The following is a 20,429-nucleotide window of genomic DNA, read 5'->3' as shown; positions in this document are numbered from 1 at the left end:
CACAGAGAAGGGGAGCTCTGTCCGATGAGCCGAGGCACCGTCACGACGGTCAGCAGCAATGGCGTCTACTCGTTCACCAAGCCCAACCGGGAGAGCATCACGCTCCTCGCCGGCCTGGGCGTGGAGGGTGACGTGCACGCCGGCGTCACCGTCAAGCACCGCTCGCGGGTGGCCAAGGACCCGACCGTGCCCAACCTCCGCCAGGTCCACCTGATCCACGCGGAGCTCTTCGACGAGGTGGCGGGCGCCGGCTTCGAGGTCGCCCCCGGCGACCTCGGCGAGAACGTCACCACCCGCGGCATCGACCTGCTCGGCCTGCCCACCGGCACCCGCCTCCACCTCGGTACCGAGGCGGTCGTCGAGGTCACCGGCCTGCGCAACCCCTGCGCCCAGATCGACAACTTCCGGCACGGACTGCTCAAGCAGGTCCTCGGCCGTGACGAGGAGGGCCGGATCGTCCGCAGGGCGGGCATCATGTCGGTCGTCCTGACGGGCGGGGAGGTGCGCCCGGGCGACGCGATCCGTGTCGTACTGCCGCCGGAGCCGCACGTTCCGCTGGAGCAGGTCTGACCCGGCCGGCCCCCGCGGGCCGTGGGCGGGACGCCTGTCCGGCCCACGGCCTCCCGGTCCGGGCGCCGTCAGCTCGGGCGTATCGCCATCGCGTCGAGGGACCGCAGCAGATCGGGCAGTCTGGGGCCGGGCGTCACGGGGAGCACCCGGTGCGGCTCGTCGTCGAGGAGCACGAAGGCCATGTCGTCGGTGCGCGCCACCAGTGACCAGCCGGGGCCGTCGGCCCGCAGCATCCGGGCCTCGCCGTCGGCGAAGCTGGACCGCACCCGCCCGACCGGGGGCGCCTGCTCGACGTACTCGCCGAGTTCCTCGAGGACGCGCCGCACGCCGGTGTACGGACCGGCGTCGGCGCCCTGACGGTCGTCTGCGCCCTCCGGGTCGTCGGTGCCTTTCAGGCCGTCGGCGCCCTCCGGGTTGTCGTCGTGCCGCTCCTCCCCCTCGCCGGCGGCCGCTTCGGCGGGGCTCTCGTCTCCGATCCTGGCGCGCCACTCGGCCCACTGCAGGGCCACCATGTCGGCGCCGAGCCGCCGCTGGGCGGGACCCCACCGGCTTCCGTCCGGCGGGGTGAGCGGCGCCGGTGCGCCGTCCTCGGGGGCCGGGTCGTGGGGCGCGGGCAGGTCCGGCGCGGCGGTGGCCACGGCGAGCGGCCAGCCAGGCAGCGCCGACACCACCGAGCGGTCGTCGGGGGAGAGGTCGTACGCCATGCCGCAGTCCCAGGACGCGATGGCGACCGCGACCAGCGACACGTCGTCCACGACCACGGTCCACCGCGCACCGGCGCCGTCCTGCCCGAAGACCAGGCCGTACCCCTCCGCATACGCTTCGAGGCCCAGCGCCGCGCAGGCCGCCGGGTAGTCGTCGCCGAGGACACTGGGGAATCGCGCGGGTGTGAGCAGCGCGGCCGTCAGGATGTACAGCGCGTCCTCGTCGTCCCCGGCCGCGGAGTCCGCTCCCGTCCCCGCGCCGGTCACGGCCCCGGCACTGCTCCCGGCCCCGGCACTGCTCCCGGCCCCGGTTCCGACGACGTCCTCCGTGACGGCGTCCGCGACGGCGCCCTGCGCACCGGTCACGGCGGATTCCGTTTCGGCCACGTCAGCCTCCCCATCTGGTCGTCGGCGCACCCTAACCAGTGAGTAACCCGCCCGTCGAGAGCCCGGGAGGGTCCGGGAAGCCCCGGAAGCCACCGGTGGGGACCAGGCGCGCCCGACTGGCACGCCCGACTGGCACGCCCGACCGGCTCGCCCCGACCGGCTCGCCCCGACCGGCGGGCCGTCGGCGGCGCCGTCACTCCGTACGCCGTACGGCGAGCGCCAGATAGCGGTCGTCCTCGTCCGTGTAAGCGATCAGCTCCCAGCCCGAGCGGGCGAGCAGCGGGCGGAGGCGGGGCTCGGCCCGCAGATCGTCGTCGCTGATCTGCCGGCCGTGCCGGGCGGCGAGGGCCGCGCGGCCGATCGGGTGGAACAGCGCGAGCCGCCCGCCCGGCCGCACCACCCGGGCCAGTTCGCGCAGGTCCCGCTCCGGGTCGGCGAGATGGGAGATCAGCCCCGCGCCGAACACGGCGTCGAGTGCGCCGTCGCGCAGCGGCAGCCGGGCGACGTCCGCGAGCGTCAGCGCACCCGCCGTGTCCCGGCCCGCCTTCACCGCCTCGGCGAGCATCTCGGGTGTCAGGTCGGCGCCGACGACCGTGCCGGTGGGGCCGACCGCCGCGCGCAGCGGGGGCAGCGCGCGGCCGGTGCCGCAGCCGGCGTCGAGCACCGCGTCGCCGGGGCGCAGCCCGAGGTCCGCGACGGCGGCGGCGTAGGCCGGCCCGTCGTCGGGGAACTTCGTGTCCCAGCGCGCGGCGCGCGCGCCGAAGAACTCCCGTACCTGTGTGGGGTCATCGCTCATGTGACCCATGATCCCCCAGCCCCCGGTCACTCCCGGGGGTGGTTTGCGTGGACGCGACGCCTTGGATGTCCCCCGAGGGAGTGAGCGATCTGTGCGCATGTTCGAGGTAGTGGCGATCGTTCAGAAACATCTCTCTGTCATATTCCGTCAGCTTTCGAAATGCGCCCCCTGTGCGCCCCTGGGGGCGCACTAGCGTCCCGGGGCCATGGGACACCTGGACCACGCCACCTACGGCTGGCTGACACCTGCGCTGTCGTACGCGATGGCCTGCATCGGCGCCGCCCTCGGACTGCGCTGCACCGTACGCGCGCTCGACACGACCGGCCGCTCGCGCCGCAACTGGCTGCTCACCGCCGCCTCCGCGATCGGCACCGGCATCTGGACGATGCACTTCGTCGCGATGCTCGGCTTCGGCGTCACCGGCACCGACATACGCTACGACGTCCCCCTCACCCTGCTCAGCCTGCTCATCGCGATGGGCGTCGTGGGCGGGGGCGTCTTCGCCGTCGGATACGGGCGCGACCGGGTCCGATCGCTCCTGATCGGCGGACTGACCACGGGCGTCGGCGTGGCGAGCATGCACTACATGGGCATGGCCGCGCTCAACCTGCACGGCACCGTGCGCTACGACCCGCTGCTCGTCGCCCTCTCCGTCGGCATCGCCGTGGTCGCCGCCACCGCCGCCCTCTGGGCCGCTCTCCACGTCCACGCCCCGGCGGCCGTGGCCCTCGCGTCCCTCGTCATGGGCGCCGCCGTCAGCAGCATGCACTACACCGGCATGTTCGCCGTCGACGTCGAGGTCACCCCCTCCGCCGCACCCCTCCCCGGTGCAGGCGTCATGCAGTTCATCTTCCCGCTCGCCGTCGGCCTGGGCTCCTACCTCTTCATCACCTCGGCGTTCGTCGCCCTCTCGCCCACCGCGGGCGAACGCGCCGCGTACGCCTCCGCCGGGCGCCTGACCGAACCCGACGGACGCGCCGTCGACGTCGCACCCCCCGGCTTCCGCCCCGAGCCGGAGCCCCGGCTCCGCGCCCACGCCGCCACCCGCGCCCCCGCCCACCCCTCCGGCCCCGTGCACAGCCCGGCCAAGCCTCACGACGCCGCCGCGCCCTGACACGACGCCAGGGCGCCACGCCAGGACCACCCTGCCTGGACGCCACGCCAGGGCGGGCCGACCCGGGTTCTCGTACGGCTCCCTCGCCACGCTCCTGTACGGCACCGGGTGCGCCGCCCGCCCTCCCCGGTCGCCCCCGACTCCGGCCCCGCCCCCCCGACGTACCGGCCGGCCGCCCGTCCCCACGGCCCGCCCCGACCACCCGACAGGCCCACCGGCGCCGTACCAGCCCCGTAAGCCCTGAGCACCAGCGGACCCCGCCCGCTCCACCGGGTCCGTGAACGAAGGAACGAGGAGGCCATGCGAACTCCCCGCAGGACCCCGGACCCCGGGGCCCCCGCCAAGCCGCCCACGCCGGGCCGCGGCCGCCGCGCCCACGCCGGGCCGCCCGCCGACGAGACGGTGCCGGTGGCGCCGCCGGTGCCGGGCGGGCGCGCGGACACCGCCTCCGCCGGTCCCGACGGCACCGGTCCCGACCCCACCGGTTGGGACGGCACGGCCACCCGCACGGAACCCGCCCCGACGGTCACGCCGTCCCTCTCGGCATCCGTGCCGCCGCCCGTGTCGTCGTCCGTGGCGGGGTCCGTGGCGGAGTCCGGGACGGCCGCGTACGGTGCGGCGGGGCCGGGGCCGGGGTCAAGGCCCGGCCCGGCCTCCGCACGCGCCGGCGGCCGCGCCTCCGCCTCCGCCGGACCGCGCCGGCACACCCGCGGCCTGCGCCCCCGTACCGTCCGCGCGAAGATCGTGTCGCTGCTCATGGTCCCGGTCGTCTCCCTGCTCGCCCTCTGGGGATTCGCCACGGTCTCCACCGCCCAGGACATCGCCCGCCTCCGCCACCTGCAGTCCGTCGACACCGACGTCCGGCAGCCCGTCACCCTCGCGATCGCCGCCCTCCAGGACGAACGCCGCGCCGCCGTGCGCCAGGCCGCCGCCCCCGGCACCGCCCGAGCCGCCGAACTCGAGGACCGTGCCCGGGCCACCACGGCCGCCGTCGCCCGCCTCCGCCTCGACGCCCGCCACACCGTCGGCGACAACGGCAGCCTCCCCACCGACGTCGCCGCCCGGGTCGCCTCCTTCGTCGGCCAGGCCGAGGCCCTCCGCACCCTCCGCGCCGAGACCGCCGCGGGCCGCGCCGACCCCGACCGCCTCTACGACACCTACACCGCCGCCATCACCGAAGGCCTCGGCGTCGGCGGCGCCCTCGCCGCCGGCGACGACACCGGGACCGGCGCCGAGGCCCGCGTCCTCCTCGAACTGGCCCGCGCCTCCGAACAGCTCGCCCGCGAGGACGCCCTGCTCGGCGCCGCCCACCTCACCGGCTCGCTCGACACCGACCGTTTCCGCGCCTTCGGCGGCGCCGTCGAGGCCCGCCGCACCCTGACCGAATCCGCCACCGCCGACCTGCCCGCCGCCCAGCGCGCCGCCTGGCGCAACCTGACCGCCCAGCCGGCCTACCGCCGGCTCACCGCGGCCGAGGACCGGGTCCGTGCCGCCGCCCCCGGCCGCCGCGCCGCCCAGGCCGTCACCTCCACGGACTGGGACGCCGCCCACGCCCTCGTACACCAGGGCACGGCCGGCATCGAGCAGGACGCGCAAGCGGCCGCCGCCGCCCGCCACGACCCGTTCGGCGGTGGCGCGTTCAGCGCCGGCGGCGCCGCCGTGCTCCTCGGCCTGGCCGCCGTCGCCGTCTCCCTCGTCATCTCCGTACGCATCGGCCGCGGCCTCGTCGTCGAACTCACCAGCCTCCGCAACGGCGCTCTGGAGATCGCCCGCCGCAAACTTCCCGCCGCCATGCACCGGCTGCGCGCCGGCGAGGAGATCGACGTACAGACCGAAGCCCCGCCGGGCCCCGCACCTCAGGACGAGATCGGCCAGGTCCGAGAAGCCCTCACCACCGTCCACCGCGCGGCCCTCTCCGCGGCCGTCGAACGCGCCGAACTCGCCAGCGGAATCTCCGGCGTCTTCGTCAACCTCGCCCGCCGCAGCCAGATCCTGGTGCACCGCCAGCTCAACCTGCTCGACACCATGGAGCGGCGCGCCGACGACCCGAACGAACTCGGCGACCTCTTCCGGCTCGACCACCTCACCACCCGCATGCGCCGCCACGCCGAGAGCCTGATCATCCTCTCCGGCGCCGCCCCCGGCCGCGCCTGGCGGCTTCCCGTCCCGCTCACCGACGTCGTCCGCGCCGCCGTCTCCGAAATCGAGGACTACGCGCGCGTGGAGATGAGCAGGCTCCCCGAGACCGACGTCCTCGGCGGCGCCGTCGCCGACCTCACCCACCTGCTCGCGGAACTCATCGAGAACGCCGCCCAGTTCTCCCCGCCCCACACCAAGGTCCGGATCAGCGGCGAACCCGTGGGCAACGGCTACGCCCTGGAGATCGAGGACCGCGGACTCGGCATGGGCAAGGACACCCTCGCCGAGGCCAACACCCGGATCGCCCGGTCCGAGGCCCTCGACCTCTTCGACAGCGACCGGCTCGGCCTGTTCGTGGTGAGCCGCCTCTCGTCGCGGCACGACATCAAGGTGCACCTGCGCACGTCCCCGTACGGCGGCACCACGGCCGTCGTCCTGCTCCCCACCGACCTGCTGCAGCGCACCCCGCCGCAGGAGACGCCTTCCGCTGCCGGTGCCGGCACCGGGTCGCTGGCCGTGCCCGGACCCCGTTCGCCGCTCAAGAAGGCGCAGACGCAGGGGCAGGGGCAGGGGCAGGGACAGGGACAGAGGTACGGGCGGGGGCCGGGGGAGGGGCGTCCGTACGCGGCACCCGCCCCGGCGCACGAGGGCCGCCGCGCCACCGGCGAGCCGGTCACGCCCGCCGAACACGCCGCACACGCCGAGCAGTCCGCGCCCGAACGGCCCCCGGCCGCCGTCACCGCCCTGCGCCAGCGAGGCCGGAACCTCGCCCCGGCCTCGCCCCGTACCCCCGCCCGGTCCGTACCACCGCTCCCGCCCGCTTCGCCCGCCACGGCCGGCGCCGACGGCGGGGGCACCTCAGGAGGTGCCCCCGGCACGCCGGGCGAGGAACCGGGCGCCGACCTGCCCCGGCGCGTACGGCAGGCCAGCCTCGTACCGCAACTCCGCAAGGCACCCGCCGCCGCCCCGCACACCCCGATCGGCGGGCCCGGCCCGGCCGGTGACGGCGCGGGTGAGCGGACACCGGACGCGGTCCGGGACCGCATGACCGCCTACCGCGACGGCTGGCGCCGCGGCGGCGGCCCCGACCCCGGCACACCTCTTCCCCCCGTCCGGCGCACGCTCGGCACGGGCCACGGACCGCATCCCGCGGACCGGGCCGCCGACCAGCCCGCCGACCAGCCCGCCGACCGCCCCGCATCCCGCGAACCCGGCACCGAAGGCCGCGAAAGCCGCGAAAGCCGCGAAGGCCATGAAGGCCACGAAGGAGACGACGCATGATCGACCACGAGAGGATCTCCCACCACCGCTCCGGCGAACTCGACTGGCTCCTCGACGACCTCGTCACGCGCGTCCGCGAGGTCCGGCACACCGTGGTGCTGTCCAGCGACGGCCTCGCCGTCGGCGCCTCCAGCGGGCTCAGCCGCGAGGACGCCGAACACCTGGCCGCCATCGCGTCCGGCTTCCACAGCCTCGCCAAGGGCGCCGGACGGCAGTTCCACACCGGCGGGGTGCGCCAGACCATGGTCGAGATGGACGGCGGCTTCCTCTTCGTCGCGGCCGCGGGCGACGGCTCCTGTCTCGCCGTCCTCAGCGGGATACACGCCGACATCGGCCTCATCGCGTACGAGATGGCCCGGCTGGTCAAACGCGTCGGCGAGCACCTGCACACCCCGCCCCGGCTCACGGTCACCCCGCCGGCCGCGGGCTGACCGGAGCCGCGGAGAACCCATGAACACAGAGACCTCATGAACGAGGACAGCACCGGCGGCGGCCGGCCCGCACCGGGAAGCCGGTGGTACGACGCCGACGCCGGACCGCTCGTGCGGCCGTACGCCATGACCGGCGGGCGGACCAGGCCCGGACCGAGCAACGTACGGTTCGACCTCATCGCCCTGGTCGTCGTCGACGACGACCCGCCCGGCGGGGCCGAGGAAGCCCTCCTCGGCCCCGAACACCGCGCCCTGCTCGCCCAGTGCCGGGCCGAGACCCAGTCGGTCGCCGAACTCGCCGCCGACGCCGACCTCCCCGTCGGGGTGGTCCGGGTCCTCCTCGGCGACCTCCTCGAAGCGGGCTTCGTGAAGGTCAGCAGACCCGTCCCGCCCGCACAACTGCCCGACGAACGGATCCTGAGGGAAGTCATCGATGGCCTACGAGCGCTCTGAGAGCACCCCTTCGACGGGCGGCACCCACACCGGCACCCACACCGGCACCGGCACCCGCACCGACACGGACACCACGGCCCTCGCCCTCAAGATCCTGGTCGCCGGCGGCTTCGGGGTCGGCAAGACCACCCTCGTCGGTGCCGTGAGCGAGATCCGCCCGCTGCGCACCGAGGAACGCCTCAGCCGCGCGGGGGAGTCGGTGGACGACACCGGCGGCGTCGCCCGGAAGACCACCACCACCGTGGCCATGGACTTCGGCCGCATCACCATCCGCGCCGGCCTCTCCCTCTACCTCTTCGGCACGCCGGGCCAGGACCGCTTCTGGTTCCTCTGGGACGACCTGTCCCAGGGCGCGCTGGGGGCCGTCGTCCTCGCCGACACACGCCGCCTGGAGGACTGCTTCCCCGCCGTCGACTACTTCGAGCACCGCCGCATCCCCTTCGTCGTCGCCGTCAACTGCTTCGCGGGCGCCCGCACCTACGGTGCGCACGATGTCTCCCGCGCCCTCGACCTGGACCGAGGCACCCCGGTCGTGCTCTGCGACGCCCGGGACCGCGACTCGGGCAAGGAGGTGCTGATCCGGGTCGTCGAACACGCGGGCCGCATGCACACCGCCCGGCTGCTCGAATCGGTGGGTTCGGGGACGGCTCCGGGTGCGGTGTCCGGCTCGGGATCACAGGGCTCGACGGGTTCGGAGGGCTGAGCGGCGGCCGGGCGAGAGGATCCGGCGGCGCGCGGATCGTGACGGATGCTTGCCCTGTCCACGACAGTGCGTAAGGCTGACCGGAAGACGGTCGGCCGCTACCCGGCCGGCCGCGGACACGCGACCACCCGGGCCGCGGGGACCACGGGACCGCGGGGCGACGGGGACGCACCACTCAGGGGGAGGACCACGCATGGCGTTGGACAGAGGACTCGACTGGCTGCTGGACGACCTGACCCGACGGGTCGCTTCGATACGGCACGCCCTCGTGCTGTCGAACGACGGCCTGGTGACGGGGGCGAGCAGCGGACTGGAGCGCGAGGACGCCGAGCACCTGGCCGCGGTCTCCTCGGGCCTGCACAGCCTGGCGCGCGGCTCCGGCCGCCACTTCGACGCGGGCCGGGCCCGGCAGACGATGGTCGAGTTCGACGAGGCCCTGCTGTTCGTGACGGCGGCGGGCGAGGGCAGCTGCCTGTGCGTGCTGAGCGCGGCCGAGGCCGACGTCGGTCAGGTCGCCTACGAGATGACGCTGCTCGTCAACCGGGTCGGTGAGCACCTGGGCGTGGCCGCGCGGCAGCCGGGCGGCGTGGGCGAGTTCTAGGGTCTGTCAGGCGGCGGCAGCCGCCGCCCGGGGTTATCCACAGGGCAGGCGGACTGTCGTCACTGTGCGTTACGGTCATCACCGAAAGTGTTCGAGTGTCACCACACACGGGGGAGGACCGATCGCATGACCACGTATGAGACGACAGGCCTGGCGGGGGCGACGGGGACGGAAGGGACGGCGGAGCCGGACCGGACCGGCGCGATGCCGTCGGGCGGAGCAGGCGGCGAGGTGCCTGCGGGTGCCGTCGCCGTGGGGCGCGCCGCGGCGGAACTGGAGCTGCGGCGCGACGAGTTCCGGCTCGCCGTCGACCTCGGACTCGTCCGTACGGTGCCGGGCCCGGCGCCCGGCACCCCGGACGCACCCATGGGCACCGCCCGGCGGCGCGTGCCACGGGGCGAGATCGAACGGCTCCGGGCCGCACCCGACTTCCCGGACGGACTGCGCGAACGAGTCCGCGCCGTCGGTACGAGAGAGGGCGCCGAACTCCTCTCGGTCACCCGGGACCGATTCGCCCGCCTCGCCAGGACCGGGCACTTCAGCCCGGTGCGCTTCTACATCAACCGCTACCGGGCCGTCGTCTGGCTCTATCCGGCCGCCGAACTCACCGAGTTCGCCCTCAACCACCCGCGGCTGCTCGCCGGCCGGCTGCCCCCGGACGTGCGGACCCAGGCCGACGACGGCGGTCTCGACTGGCGCCCCCGGAACTGGCGGGCCCGGCGCCTCGGCATGCTGCTCCAGGCGAGCGACGACCCATGGGCACGGGCGGCCGCCATCGCCTCCCTCCTCGATCCGTCCCATGTGACCGAGGTCGTCGACGACCCCTATGAACGGGCCCACCTGGACCGGCTGAGGCCGCCGCCACCGGTCTGGCGGCCGAGCACGCCGACGGCCCGGGACATCGCCGACCGGCTGATGGCCGCCGACGACCCCGACGAGATCCTCTGGCATCGGATGAGCCTCGCGCTCGCCCTGGACGAGGCCCGCGCCGACCGCGAGGCCCCGCGCCCGGGCGCCTGGCCGACCGTCCGGATGCCGGCCGCGCCGCATCCGCCGGACCCGGCGCCGGCAGCCACATCCGGGCTCGGGTCCGAGCGCGAACCCGAGCGACCGCCGGTGCCTGCGCCGGTCGCGGCGCCGCAGGCCCGGCATGTCGACCGGTGGCCCCCACGCCCGGCGGCGGTCACCCGCCCGCCCGGCAGACGCGGCCGGCGGAGCCTGCTCGACCGGCTGCGCCGACGGAAGGAGACGGCGCCCGGCCCGGGAACGTGACGAGGGTGCTCGAAGCGCTGGCCGGGGTGCGGGGCGGTGGGGGCGCGGGCACGATGGGGTGCATGCTCCTTGCCCGAGTCGCCGAGGTGTCGGGGCAGGTCGCCGCCACGTCGGCGCGGTCGCGGAAGACCGGGCTGCTCGCCGAACTGTTCGCGGAGGCCGAGCCGGAGGAGAGCCCGCTCGTCATCGCCTATCTCTCCGGGCGCCTCCCCCAGGGGCGGATCGGAGTCGGCTGGAGCGTGCTCAAGGACGTCCTGCCACCGGCCGTGCCACCCGCCGAAGAGCCGGCACTCACCCTGGCCGGCACCGACGCCACGATGAGCGCACTGGCCGCCGTCGCCGGAGCCGGGGCGCGGGCACGGCGCCTCGGTCTGGTCCGGGACCTGCTGGCGGCCGCGACGCTGCCGGAACAGGAGTTCCTGCTCCGGCTGCTCTCCGGCGAGGTCCGGCAGGGCGCGCTCGACGCGGTCGCCCTCGAAGGCGTCGCCCGGGCCGCCGAGGTGCCGCCGGCGGAACTCCGGCGCGCGGTCATGCTCGAAGGCTCGCTGCCCCGGGTCGCCCGGGCGGTGCTCGCCGAGGGGCCGGCCGCACTCGACTCCTTTACCCTGCGGGTCGGCAGCCCCGTGCAGCCGATGCTCGCCCACACCGCGGGCAGCGTCACGGAGGCCGTGGCCGCCCTGGGGCCCTGCGCGGTGGAGGAGAAGCTCGACGGCATCCGCATTCAGGTGCACCGCCTCGGCGACGAGGTCCGGGTCTGCACCCGGTCCCTGGACGACATCACCGACCGGCTTCCCGAGGTCGTGGCCACCATGCGGGAGGTGGCGGGCGACCGGCTGGTCCTGGACGGGGAGGTGATCGCACTCGACCCCGCGACCGGGCGGCCGCTGCCCTTCCAGGACATCGCCTCCCGCGTCGGCTCCCGGACCGACGTGGCCACCGCCCGGACCGCACTGCCCCTCACACCCGTGTTCTTCGACGTCCTCGCGGCGGACGGCGAAGTCCTGATCGACCGCCCCGGACAGGAACGGCACGCCGTCCTGGCCCGGCTGCTCCCGGAAGACCTGCGGGTGCGCCGGACGGTGGTCGACGACCCGGCGGACGCGTCCGCTGTCGACGCGGCCGAGCACTTCTTCCGGGACGCCCTCGCCCGCGGCCACGAGGGCGTCCTGGTGAAGGCCCTCGACGCGCCGTACACCGCCGGCCGCCGGGGCCGCACCTGGCTGAAGGTGAAACCCGTCCACACCCTCGACCTGGTGATCCTCGCCGCCGAACGGGGCCACGGCCGCCGCACCGGCCTCCTGTCCAACCTCCACCTCGGCGCCCGCACGGCGGACGGCACCTTCGTCATGCTGGGCAAGACCTTCAAGGGCCTCACCGACGACATGCTCCGCTGGCAGACCGCCCGCCTCACCGAACTCGCCGTCTCCGACGACGGCTACACCGTCCACGTCCGTCCCGAACTCGTCGTGGAGATCGCCTACGACGGCCTCCAGCGCTCCCCCCGCTACCCGGCCGGCATCACCCTCCGCTTCGCCCGCGTCATCCGCCACCGCCCGGACAAACCACCCACGGAGGCGGACACGATCGAAACGCTCCTGGCAACCGCCTGACCACCGGCAGCGGAGACCGACAAGAGGGGGAGGGGAGGGGGAGGGGAGGGGAGGGGAGGGGAGGGGAGGGGCCCCTCAGGTGGGCGGGTCGGCGGTGTGGCGGTGGCGGACCCAGAGGGGGAGGGCGAACCAGCAGAGGAGGTACCAGGTGAGAAGGCCGGCGACGAGCCAGGGGACGAAGTCGGCGCCGGTGGCGACGTGGAGGACGAGGAGGAGGGCGGCGCCCAGGGTGGCGAGGAGGAGGACCAGGCCGACGAAGGTGAGGCGGGAGGCCCAGGTGACCGCGCGCGGTTTGAGGCGGCGGCCGGCGACCATGCGGTGGAAGGAGACCGGGCCGATGAGGGCGCCGGTGGCGGCGGCGCTCAGGGAGACCGTGACGATGTAGATCGTGCGGTCGCCGTCCGACAGTTCGGGAAAGCGCGGGGTGAAGACGACCGTGAGGAGGAAACCGAAGAGGATCTGTACGCCCGTCTGGGCGACCCTGATCTCCTGCATCAGTTCGGTCCAGCGCCGGTCGGCGCGCTCCTCGGGCGTCTCGTGGCGGCCCAGGAACAGGCCGTTCCCGTTCGCCCCCTCGGGCCGCTCGGGCCGCTCGGGCCCCTGGCTCGTACCGGACACACCGCCTCCCGAAGATGTTCTCCTCCCACCATCCCACTGCGCGGCCCTCGCGGGCGGCCCCGCCGCGAGGGATGCTGGAATCGGGCATACGAGGAGATGAGCGCCGTGTACGACTTGCACATCGACACCGATGTCACCGTTCAGCTGAGCGACTGCCGCCGGCAGGACGCCCAGGCCGTCTTCGACGTCCTCGATCACACCTACCAGCTCGAGGACATGGCGGCACCGGGCCCGCAGGCGGCGACCTCACCCGCCACCACCGTCTGGATGGCCACCTTCGACACGGCCGGCGGCCGCCACGAGGAGTCCGCGCCCGCCCCGCTTGCCGGCATGGTCGGCGTGCTGCTCACCGGCGGGTACCACGCCGTCGACGAGGTCGAGAAGGTGCTGGCCCGCTCGTTCGACGTCCAGTCCCTCCAGTCCGTCTCCGGTGACCAGGAGACCGAGGCCCGCCTCCTCCTCGCGTCCCGCTGACGGGCGAGGAGACGACCCCGCCACGCACCACCACACCTCCCCACCCACCACTCTCATCCCCGGCCGACCCCGGGCGTCGCGGACGGGCGCCGCCCGGGGCCGTCATGTGCGCGTCATGCATCCCCCCTGTCTGACCCCGCCTTCCTTCCCGGCTATACACTGTGTGTAGAGTTCAGGGCGAGCTGTAGGGCCCCCGCCGTGACCAGGCGAGGGCCCTCGTTGTGGAACGAACTCTCTCGGGGAAAGCGGGTTGCACATGTTCAGGATCAAGCCGGGCCGCCGTCGGGGAACGGCCCTCGCCCTGCTCGCCGTGGCGACACTCGTCGTCTCCCTCACCGGATGCTCGGCCGGCACGGTCACACCCGGCGAGGCACGCGGCAAGCCGGGTGCGGGCGGTACGGACGGCACGGATGGCAAGGGCGGAGCGGCGGCGGCCGGCGCCGTCGACTGCGCCAAGGCCAAGTGCATCGCGCTCACCTTCGACGCGGGCCCGGGTGAGGACACCCCGCACCTGCTCGACATCCTCAAGGAGAAGAAGGTCCCAGCCACCTTCTTCCTCCTCGGCAAGAACCATGTGGCGCGCTATCCCCAGGTCGTCAAGCGGATAGCCGACGAGGGCCACGAGGTCGGCAACCACACCTGGACCCACCGCATCCTCACCGACCTCGACGCCGCGGAGGTCCGCGACGAGCTGTCCCGCACCCAGGACGCGATCGCGAAGATCACGGGCCGCAAGCCCACCCTGATGCGCCCGCCGCAGGGCCGCACCGACGACACCGTCTCCGAGGTGACCCGCGAACTCGGCCTCTCCCAGGTCCTGTGGAGCGTCACCGCCAAGGACTACGCCACCGAGGACACCGCCCTCATACGTCGGCGTGTCCTCGACCAGGCCCACGGCGACGGCATCATCCTGCTGCACGACATATACGGCGGCACCGTCCCGGCCGTGCCCGGCATCATCGACGAGCTCAAGCGCCGCGGCTACACCTTCGTCACCGTGCCGCAGCTCATCGCCCCCGGAAAGCCCGAACCCGGGACGGTCTACCGCCCCGAGAAGGACGACTGACCGAACCGGCCAAACGGGGTGAGCGGGCTCACACCCGGCACCCGGCACAAGGCGGAACAAAGGGTGAACGTTGACCGTTCACCCTTATGTGACACCGAAGGGGCCCGGTCCCCTGGTCCCCCCTCAGCGGCGACCGCCCTTCGCCCCGTCACCGGCACACGGCCCCGGTTGGAACCCCCCGTCCGACCGGGGCTTCGTCGTTCCCACGCGCCCCCGGCGCCCCGCCCGCACCCGCCGTCGACCGCCGCGGTCGGCGCCGAACGCCGAACGCCGAACGCCGAAGCCCGGCGCCCCTGCGGGCACCGGGCTTCGGCCGATGGCCAGGCCGATGGACGGGCCGGTCGTCAGGCCGTCGGTCAGGCGTCGGCGCCGAGCCACAGGTCGGGGCCGAAGACCTCGTAGTGCACGTCCGCCGGGGCGACACCGGCGGTCAGCAGGTCGCCGCGCACCGCGCGCATGAAGGGGAGCGGCCCGCACAGGTACGCGGTCACGCCCTCCGGCAGGTCGAGCGAGGTGACGTCGGCGCGGCCGGCCTTGGCGTCCGCGTCGCCCTGCTCCTCGTACCAGAGGTGCAGCGTGCCCTGCGGCAGCGCGTCGACCAGGCGGCGCAGCTCCTCGCGGTGCGCGTGGTCGGCGGGGGAGCGGTCGGCGTGGACCACGGTGACCGGACGGGTCGAACCGGTCGTGACGAGGTGGTCGAGCATGGCCAGCATGGGGGTGGAGCCGATGCCCGCGGAGGCGAGCAGCAGCGGCGCGTCGCCCTCGGGGAGCACCAGGTCGCCGAACGGCTCGGAGACGGTGACCTGGTCGCCGACGTTGCCGTTGGCGTGCAGCCAGGAGGACACCTCGCCGGCCGGGTCGCCGTCGACGCGCTTGACGGTGATGCGCCACTCGGGGCGGCCCGGGGCGGTGGACAGGCTGTACTGGCGGATCTGCCGGGCGCCGTCGGGCAGCGGGACCTGGACGCTCACGTACTGGCCGGGCCGGAAGGCGGGGGCCGGCCGGCCGTCGGGGTGGCGCAGCGTGAAGGAGACGGTGTCGGCGGTCTCCTCGTGCCGGCCGGCGATCTCCATCGTGTGCCAGACGTCGCCCTCCGCGACGCCGCGCTCGCGGTAGAGGCCGGCCTCCAGGGTGATGAGGGCGTTGGCCATCAGCCAGTAGACCTCGTCCCAGGCCTGGGCGACCTCCGGCGTGATCGCGTCGCCGAGGACGGCGACGATCGCGGCGAAGAGGTTCTCGTGGACGATCTTGTACTGCTCGGAGGTGACGCCGAGGGCGGCGTGCTTGTGGGCGATCCGCGACAGCATCACGTCGGGGCGGGTGTCGGGGTGCTCGAGCAGGGCGCCGGCGAAGGCGGCTATGGAGCCCGCCAGGGCCTTGCGCTGGTCGCCGGTGGCCTGGTTCCCGCGGTTGAACAGGTCACGGAGCAGCTCGGGGTGGGCGGTGAACATGCCCGCGTAGAAGCGCTCGGTGATCTGGTCGAGGGCCCCGCCGACGGCGGGAAGGGTGGCACGGACGACCGGTACGGACTGCTCGGACAGCATGACGGCTCCAAAGTGGTAGATGATCTGCGTATTTAATTGGCTGAGAAACCCGCCCCGAGGGGCGGGGGCGGGTGGCTCAGAAGGAGGGTCAGAAGGAGGGTCAGTCGCCCGGGGGACGGGTCGACAGACCGAGGAGTACCGGTCCGGTCGGAGACTCGACCAGATCGGCGACGGTCAGCGGATCGAGCGTGCGGTAGAACGCCTCCTGCGCCTCACGCAGCACCCCGCGCAGCCGGCAGGCCGCCCGCAGCGGGCACGGCGGATCGCCCTCGCAGGCGACGACCTCGTCGTCCCCCTCCAGGGCGCGGGTCAGCCAGCCCATCGAGGACCGGCGCCCGAGCTCGGTGAGTGCGAGCCCGCCACCGCGGCCCCGGCGCGCCTCGACCACGCCGAGATGCTGGAGCCGGGTGACCACCTTCGCCATGTGCGCGTACGGCACGGCCATGGAGTCCGCCACCTCCCGGGTGGTGGGAGACTCGTCCTGACCGAGGACCGCCAGACGCATCACGGCACGAAGCGCCAGGTCGGTGAATTTCGTCAACCGCACGACTCGACGGTATCAAAGGCGTATTTGAGAGTCGTATTTAGGGTGGGGTGATGCGCGTCGCACTTCGCCTTGGTCTCGTCATCGTTCGCGCGAGGGGCGCCGGTGCGTCCGGCGCCACACCCACCATCCGCCGACGCCCACCGAGCCGGTGAACAGCACGATGGCGAACAGCGGCCACTGGCCGCCCCCGATCCGGGCGTCCGAGGAGGCCACCACCAGCACGCCCACGACCGGTACGAGCAGCGACAGGGCGGCCCGCCCGAGCGCGAGGAGCATCGCCGGATCGAGCCGTGCGCTGCGGCGCGGGATCGGCGCCCCCGCGTAGAAGACCGACGCCCGGTCGAGCAGTCGGAGGGTGGAGCGCCGGTAGGTGAACGCCAGATACGGCAGCCACACCAGCGGCGCGACCATACCCACCAGGAACACCGTCCCCGTCAGCGTCCACTGCGCCAGCCGGGTGAACAGCCCGGCGCCGTTCTCGGTCGGCGCCAGGACGCCGAGGACCCGCGCCATCCGCAGGGTCAGATCCCACAGCGCGGCGATCCGCCCCGGCCGCGCCCGCTTCCCGGTCCCGTCGTCGGGGGCGGGAGCGGGGGCACGGTCGGCGGCCAGCGCCGCCCGGGCCGTGTCCGTGTCCGCGTACACCCCCTGGAGTACGAGGAGTTCCGCGGCCCGCTCGGGATCCGCCGGGTCCCGGCCCGCGAGCGCCGCGAGTTCGAGCACCGTGCGCGCCTGGGAGAGCAGGGCCGCGCAGAACGCGAACGGCACGAAGACCAGGAACGGTCCTCCCACGAACATGCCCTCGGCCGCCGCGGTCCGGGTGCCGCGCGTCACGAGCAGGGCGGGCAGTTCGTCCGGCCCGTCGTCCGGCCGCCGGGCACGCAGCCGCCGCACCGCCCGGTCCGCTCCCGGACCGAGGTGGCGCGGCGCGAACGCGGCGAGCAGCTCGGGCAGCCTCCCCGGCTCGGCCACCGCCTCTCGCAGCAGCGACCGGGACAGCCGGGCCGGTGTGTCCTCCTCCTCGCCCTCCGGGCGGCTCAGGACAGGACCTTGGCCTTGGCCTTCTCGAACTCCTCGGGCGTGATGGCCCCCTTGTCCCGCAGCTCGGCGAGCCGGGCCAGTTCGTCCACGCTGCTGCCCCGTCCGGCGGCCGGCGCCGTGCCCGCGGTCTTGCGGATGTAGTCCTGGAAGGCCGCCTCGGACTCCCTGGCCTGCTTGACGTCCCGCTGGGTCATGCTCTTGCCGCGCGCGATGACGTACACGAGGACGCCGAGGAACGGCAGCAGGATGCAGAAGATGATCCAGCCCGCCTTGCCCCAGCCGCCCATCTCGTCGTCGCGGAAGATGTCCGCGAAGATCTTGAACAGCAGGAACAGCCACATGATCCAGAGGAAGAACCAGAGCATGGTCAAGAAGAGGTCGAGCAGAGGGTAGTCGTCCATGCCGATACTCCGTTTCCCGTCGGGGCCGGGAAGGCCTCGCGTCAGCTGCGAGTCTCGTCGAACCACCGCGGCCCCGCATGTCGTGACCGGCGACGGTGCCGCCGCCGAGGCCGGGAGGAGCTGAGCCGGACGCTCCCGAGCCGGACGCTCCCGAACCGCCGCCTCAGGCCGTGCGGGCGCGCAGCGCGGCGAGCGCCTTGTCCGCGTGTACGGACATCCGCAGCTCGCTGCGCACCACTTCGAGCACCCTGCGGTCCTGGTCGATGACGAAGGTGACCCGCTTCGTCGGTGCGAGCGTGAAGCCGCGCGTCACCCCGAACCGGTCCCGGATCTCGCCCGACGCGTCGGAGAGCAGCGGGTAGCCGAGCGAGTGCCGGTCGGCGAACTCCTGCTGGCGCGCCACCTCGTCCGAGCTGATGCCGACCGGCCGCGCCCCGACCGCGTGGAACTCGCCCGCGAGGTCGCGGAAGTGGCAGGCCTCGGCCGTGCAGCCGGGCGTGAGCGCCGCCGGGTAGAAGAAGAGGACGACGGGGCCGTCCGCCAGCAGCCCGGAGAGGGAACGGGGCTGCCCCGTTTCATCCGGAAGGGTGAAGTCCTCGACGATGTCACCGACGTTCATGGCAGCGGACGTTACCTCACGGTAGGGGCACCCGTCACCGTCGGCCGAGCTCCGCGCTCGCCCAGGACCGCGAGGGTCCGCTCGCCCCAGCGCATGTTCTCCTCCTCGAAGGCCATGCCGCGCAGCAGGGTCAGATACGGGCCGACCCGGTCGGCCTCGCGGAGGTAGGTCTCCTCGTCCCGCCCGTCCAGCATCCGCTCGCGCATCCGCTCGTACCGCGCGAGCTTCCCCCGCGCGCCCTCCATCCGCTCCCGTACGTGGTCGCGCACCGCCGCCATGTCCCCCGCGTCGCACGCCTGCACCTGGACCAAGAGCTCGTCGCGGACCGCCGTCGGCTTCGGCTGGTGGGCCGTGTACGCGAGGAGGTCGGCCAGACCCGTGTCCGTGAGGGTGAACATGCGCTTGTTGGGGCGCCGTTCCTGCTGTACGACCCGCGCCGCGATCAGCCCCGCCTCGGACAGCCGGTCGAGCTCCCGGTACAGCTGTTGCGGCGTGGCCGCCCAGAAGTTGGCCACGGACACGTCGAAGAGCTTGGCCAGGTCGTACCCCGACGCCTCGCCCTCCAGGAGAGCCGCCAGGACCGCGTGCTTGAGAGACATCCGGACAAACTAGCAGTCCGCCGCGTGCTTCCCCTCATGCCTGCTCGCCCGAGAAAGCCCTGGTGAGGGGCGGGGTCCAGGCGGCGTGACGGAGGATCGCGCGGACCGCCGCGCCCGAGGGCGCGAGCCGCAGGAGCGCGTTGCGCAACGGCACCGCCAGCGGGTGGCTGAGCTGCTGCCCCATCCGCCCGGCCCGCCGCGCCGCCGCGGCCACGGCCGTCGTACGCGGCCGGCGCGCGGCGTCGTAACGGGCGAGCGCGGCCGCCACGTCCACCACCCCGCCGGCCCCGGTGGCCCCGTCGAGCTCGGCCGCGAGGACCACCGCGTCCTCCAGGGCCTGACAGGCGCCCTGCCCCAGGTTCGGGGTCATCGCGTGCGCGGCGTCGCCAAGCAGCACCACCCGGCCGGCCGTGAAGGACGGCAGCGGAGTGGCCAGTTCGACGATGTCGTGGTGGAGGACCGCCTCGGGACGGGTCGCGGCGAGCAGCTCCGGCACCGGCGCGTGCCAGCCGGCGAAGCGCCGGCGCAGCGCCGCGAGCGGATCGGCGGGGCGCACCCCGGCGGGCGCGTTGAGCACCGCGTGCCACTCGGCCCGCCCGTCGGCGAGCGCGATGTGCCCGAACTCGGCCCCCCGTCCCCAGGTGATCTCGAAGTCGGTACGGAGCTCCACCGGCCGGTCCGTGATGGCCCGCAGCACGGTGGAGCCGCTGTAGACCGGGCCGGGATGAGCGGGGAACAGACCGGCACGGATGCGGCTGCCGACACCGTCGGCGGCGACCACCAGATCCGCCTCCAGAACCTCGGCCGGGGGCCCGTCCCCGTCCCCGTCCCTGTCCCTGTACCCGTCCCCGGCTCCCTCGGACGCGCCGTCCGCGCGCAGCTCCACCCGGGCCCGGCCGCCCGGGACCGTGGCCACGCCCGTCACCGTCACGCCGGTGCGCGGTGTCACGGGCTCCAGGGCCTCGCGCAGCAGCCGGTGCAGGGCGGCGCGCGGGATGCCCACGATGGGGGAGCCCAGGGCGCGTTCGAGGGCGGCGCCGTCCATCCGGGCGAGCCACGAGCCGTCCGGGGTGCGGGTGCCACCGGTGTAGTGGCCGCGCCCGGCAGCCCGTACGGCCGCGCCGGCGCCGAGCGCGTCGAGGGCGCGGATGCCGTTGGCGTGGAGCGAGATGCCCGCACCCGCGTCGGCGAGGACCGGTGAGCGGTCGAGCACCGTCACCTCCCAGCCGATCCGGCGGAGTCCCACGGCGGCGGCCAGACCGCCGATCCCGGCGCCGACGACGACGGCAGTGCGTCCGGTGCGTCCCGCGCGTCCGGTGCATTCTGCGTGTCCGGCGTGTCCGGCGTGTCCGGCGCGTTCTGCGTGTCCGGCGTGTTCGGCGTTTCCCATGGTCCTGCCCCTGTCCCCTCCGCGCCCGCGCGGTGCCGCCGGCCGGCCCCGCCGCTCGGGCTTCTACAT

20 protein-coding genes and 1 pseudogene are annotated in these 20,429 nt (G+C 74.4%); 11 read left to right on the top strand and 10 right to left on the bottom strand.

Translation table 11 applies throughout. The annotated features are described in order from the left end of the window. The first annotated feature begins 24 nt into the window (after positions 1-24). Positions 25-570, top strand: coding sequence for an MOSC domain-containing protein (locus AB0C73_RS14255; RefSeq protein ID WP_362528913.1), 546 nt, complete (start codon positions 25-27; stop codon positions 568-570). 68 nt (positions 571-638) lie between these two features. Here the strand turns inward: AB0C73_RS14255 and AB0C73_RS14250 are convergent, their stop codons facing one another. Together AB0C73_RS14250 and AB0C73_RS14245 are read right to left on the bottom strand one after the other, a co-directional pair. Further along, complete coding sequence (locus AB0C73_RS14250; protein WP_362529357.1) at positions 639-1,541, bottom strand: hypothetical protein; 903 nt, start codon at positions 1,539-1,541, stop codon at positions 639-641. A 313-nt stretch (positions 1,542-1,854) separates the two neighbouring features. Next, the gene (locus AB0C73_RS14245) at positions 1,855-2,457 is read right to left on the bottom strand and encodes a methyltransferase domain-containing protein (RefSeq protein ID WP_362528912.1); all 603 of its coding nucleotides are present in this window, start codon (positions 2,455-2,457) and stop codon (positions 1,855-1,857) included. A gap of 205 nt (positions 2,458-2,662) precedes the next feature. On the opposite strand from AB0C73_RS14245, the pseudogene AB0C73_RS14240 reads away from it, so the two are divergent. From AB0C73_RS14240 to AB0C73_RS14205, 8 genes and pseudogenes are all read left to right on the top strand, one after another. After that, a pseudogene (locus AB0C73_RS14240) lies at positions 2,663-3,412 on the top strand (MHYT domain-containing protein); the annotation flags it as partial. A 915-nt stretch (positions 3,413-4,327) separates the two neighbouring features. Then, positions 4,328-6,991, top strand: a complete 2,664-nt coding sequence (locus AB0C73_RS14235) for a nitrate- and nitrite sensing domain-containing protein (RefSeq protein WP_362529354.1) — start codon at positions 4,328-4,330, stop codon at positions 6,989-6,991. After that, positions 6,988-7,422: a roadblock/LC7 domain-containing protein gene (locus tag AB0C73_RS14230; protein WP_362528909.1), complete on the top strand. Its 435-nt coding sequence runs from the start codon at positions 6,988-6,990 to the stop codon at positions 7,420-7,422. Before AB0C73_RS14235 ends, AB0C73_RS14230 begins: the two co-directional genes overlap by 4 nt. 36 nt (positions 7,423-7,458) lie before the next feature. Then, entirely contained in the window at positions 7,459-7,875 is a 417-nt protein-coding gene (locus tag AB0C73_RS14225; RefSeq protein WP_362528907.1) for a DUF742 domain-containing protein, read from the top strand. Beyond that, positions 7,856-8,578, top strand: coding sequence for an ATP/GTP-binding protein (locus AB0C73_RS14220; RefSeq protein ID WP_362528905.1), 723 nt, complete (start codon positions 7,856-7,858; stop codon positions 8,576-8,578). Before AB0C73_RS14225 ends, AB0C73_RS14220 begins: the two co-directional genes overlap by 20 nt. 193 nt (positions 8,579-8,771) lie before the next feature. After that, complete coding sequence (locus AB0C73_RS14215; protein WP_362528902.1) at positions 8,772-9,179, top strand: roadblock/LC7 domain-containing protein; 408 nt, start codon at positions 8,772-8,774, stop codon at positions 9,177-9,179. A 126-nt stretch (positions 9,180-9,305) separates the two neighbouring features. After that, positions 9,306-10,451 carry a DUF6397 family protein gene (locus tag AB0C73_RS14210; protein WP_362528900.1) on the top strand — a complete coding sequence of 382 codons (1,146 nt, stop codon included), beginning with the start codon at positions 9,306-9,308 and terminating at the stop codon, positions 10,449-10,451. Between the two features lie 62 nt (positions 10,452-10,513). Further along, positions 10,514-12,061 (top strand): ATP-dependent DNA ligase, encoded by a 1,548-nt coding sequence (locus AB0C73_RS14205; RefSeq protein WP_362528897.1) that lies wholly within the window; start codon positions 10,514-10,516, stop codon positions 12,059-12,061. Positions 12,062-12,136: 75 nt separating this feature from the next. On the opposite strand, the gene AB0C73_RS14200 is transcribed toward AB0C73_RS14205, so the two are convergent. Then, positions 12,137-12,616, bottom strand: coding sequence for a DUF6328 family protein (locus tag AB0C73_RS14200; protein ID WP_362529353.1), 480 nt, complete (start codon positions 12,614-12,616; stop codon positions 12,137-12,139). Between the two features lie 159 nt (positions 12,617-12,775). Here AB0C73_RS14200 and AB0C73_RS14195 point away from each other — a divergent pair, with 159 nt between their 5' ends. Both AB0C73_RS14195 and AB0C73_RS14190 read left to right on the top strand, forming a co-directional pair. Beyond that, positions 12,776-13,153, top strand: coding sequence for a hypothetical protein (locus AB0C73_RS14195; protein WP_362528894.1), 378 nt, complete (start codon positions 12,776-12,778; stop codon positions 13,151-13,153). A gap of 256 nt (positions 13,154-13,409) precedes the next feature. Beyond that, a complete protein-coding gene (locus AB0C73_RS14190; RefSeq protein ID WP_362528892.1) occupies positions 13,410-14,219 on the top strand; it encodes a polysaccharide deacetylase family protein in 810 nt (269 codons plus the stop codon). A 356-nt stretch (positions 14,220-14,575) separates the two neighbouring features. On the opposite strand, the gene AB0C73_RS14185 is transcribed toward AB0C73_RS14190, so the two are convergent. The 7 genes from AB0C73_RS14185 to AB0C73_RS14155 all read right to left on the bottom strand — a co-directional run bounded on the left by AB0C73_RS14185 (position 14,576) and on the right by AB0C73_RS14155 (position 20,360). After that, positions 14,576-15,763 carry a globin domain-containing protein gene (locus AB0C73_RS14185; protein ID WP_362528889.1) on the bottom strand — a complete coding sequence of 396 codons (1,188 nt, stop codon included), beginning with the start codon at positions 15,761-15,763 and terminating at the stop codon, positions 14,576-14,578. A 100-nt stretch (positions 15,764-15,863) separates the two neighbouring features. Then, on the bottom strand, positions 15,864-16,310 hold the full coding sequence (locus AB0C73_RS14180) for an Rrf2 family transcriptional regulator (protein WP_362528886.1): 447 nt from the start codon (positions 16,308-16,310) through the stop codon (positions 15,864-15,866). A 78-nt stretch (positions 16,311-16,388) separates the two neighbouring features. Beyond that, complete coding sequence (locus AB0C73_RS14175; protein ID WP_362528884.1) at positions 16,389-17,282, bottom strand: hypothetical protein; 894 nt, start codon at positions 17,280-17,282, stop codon at positions 16,389-16,391. A 65-nt stretch (positions 17,283-17,347) separates the two neighbouring features. Continuing rightward, positions 17,348-17,752, bottom strand: a complete 405-nt coding sequence (locus AB0C73_RS14170; protein WP_362528882.1) for an SHOCT domain-containing protein — start codon at positions 17,750-17,752, stop codon at positions 17,348-17,350. 163 nt (positions 17,753-17,915) lie between these two features. After that, positions 17,916-18,371 (bottom strand): peroxiredoxin, encoded by a 456-nt coding sequence (locus AB0C73_RS14165; RefSeq protein WP_362528879.1) that lies wholly within the window; start codon positions 18,369-18,371, stop codon positions 17,916-17,918. 11 nt (positions 18,372-18,382) lie between these two features. Next, a complete protein-coding gene (locus AB0C73_RS14160) occupies positions 18,383-18,970 on the bottom strand; it encodes a PadR family transcriptional regulator (RefSeq protein WP_362528876.1) in 588 nt (195 codons plus the stop codon). 34 nt (positions 18,971-19,004) lie between these two features. Next, a complete protein-coding gene (locus tag AB0C73_RS14155; RefSeq protein ID WP_362528873.1) occupies positions 19,005-20,360 on the bottom strand; it encodes an FAD-dependent monooxygenase in 1,356 nt (451 codons plus the stop codon). Positions 20,361-20,429: the final 69 nt, after the last annotated feature.

The organism is Streptomyces sp. NPDC048623, assembly GCF_040650755.1.
Lineage (GTDB): Bacteria > Actinomycetota > Actinomycetes > Streptomycetales > Streptomycetaceae > Streptomyces.
This window is presented reverse-complemented; position numbering and strand designations above follow the sequence as displayed.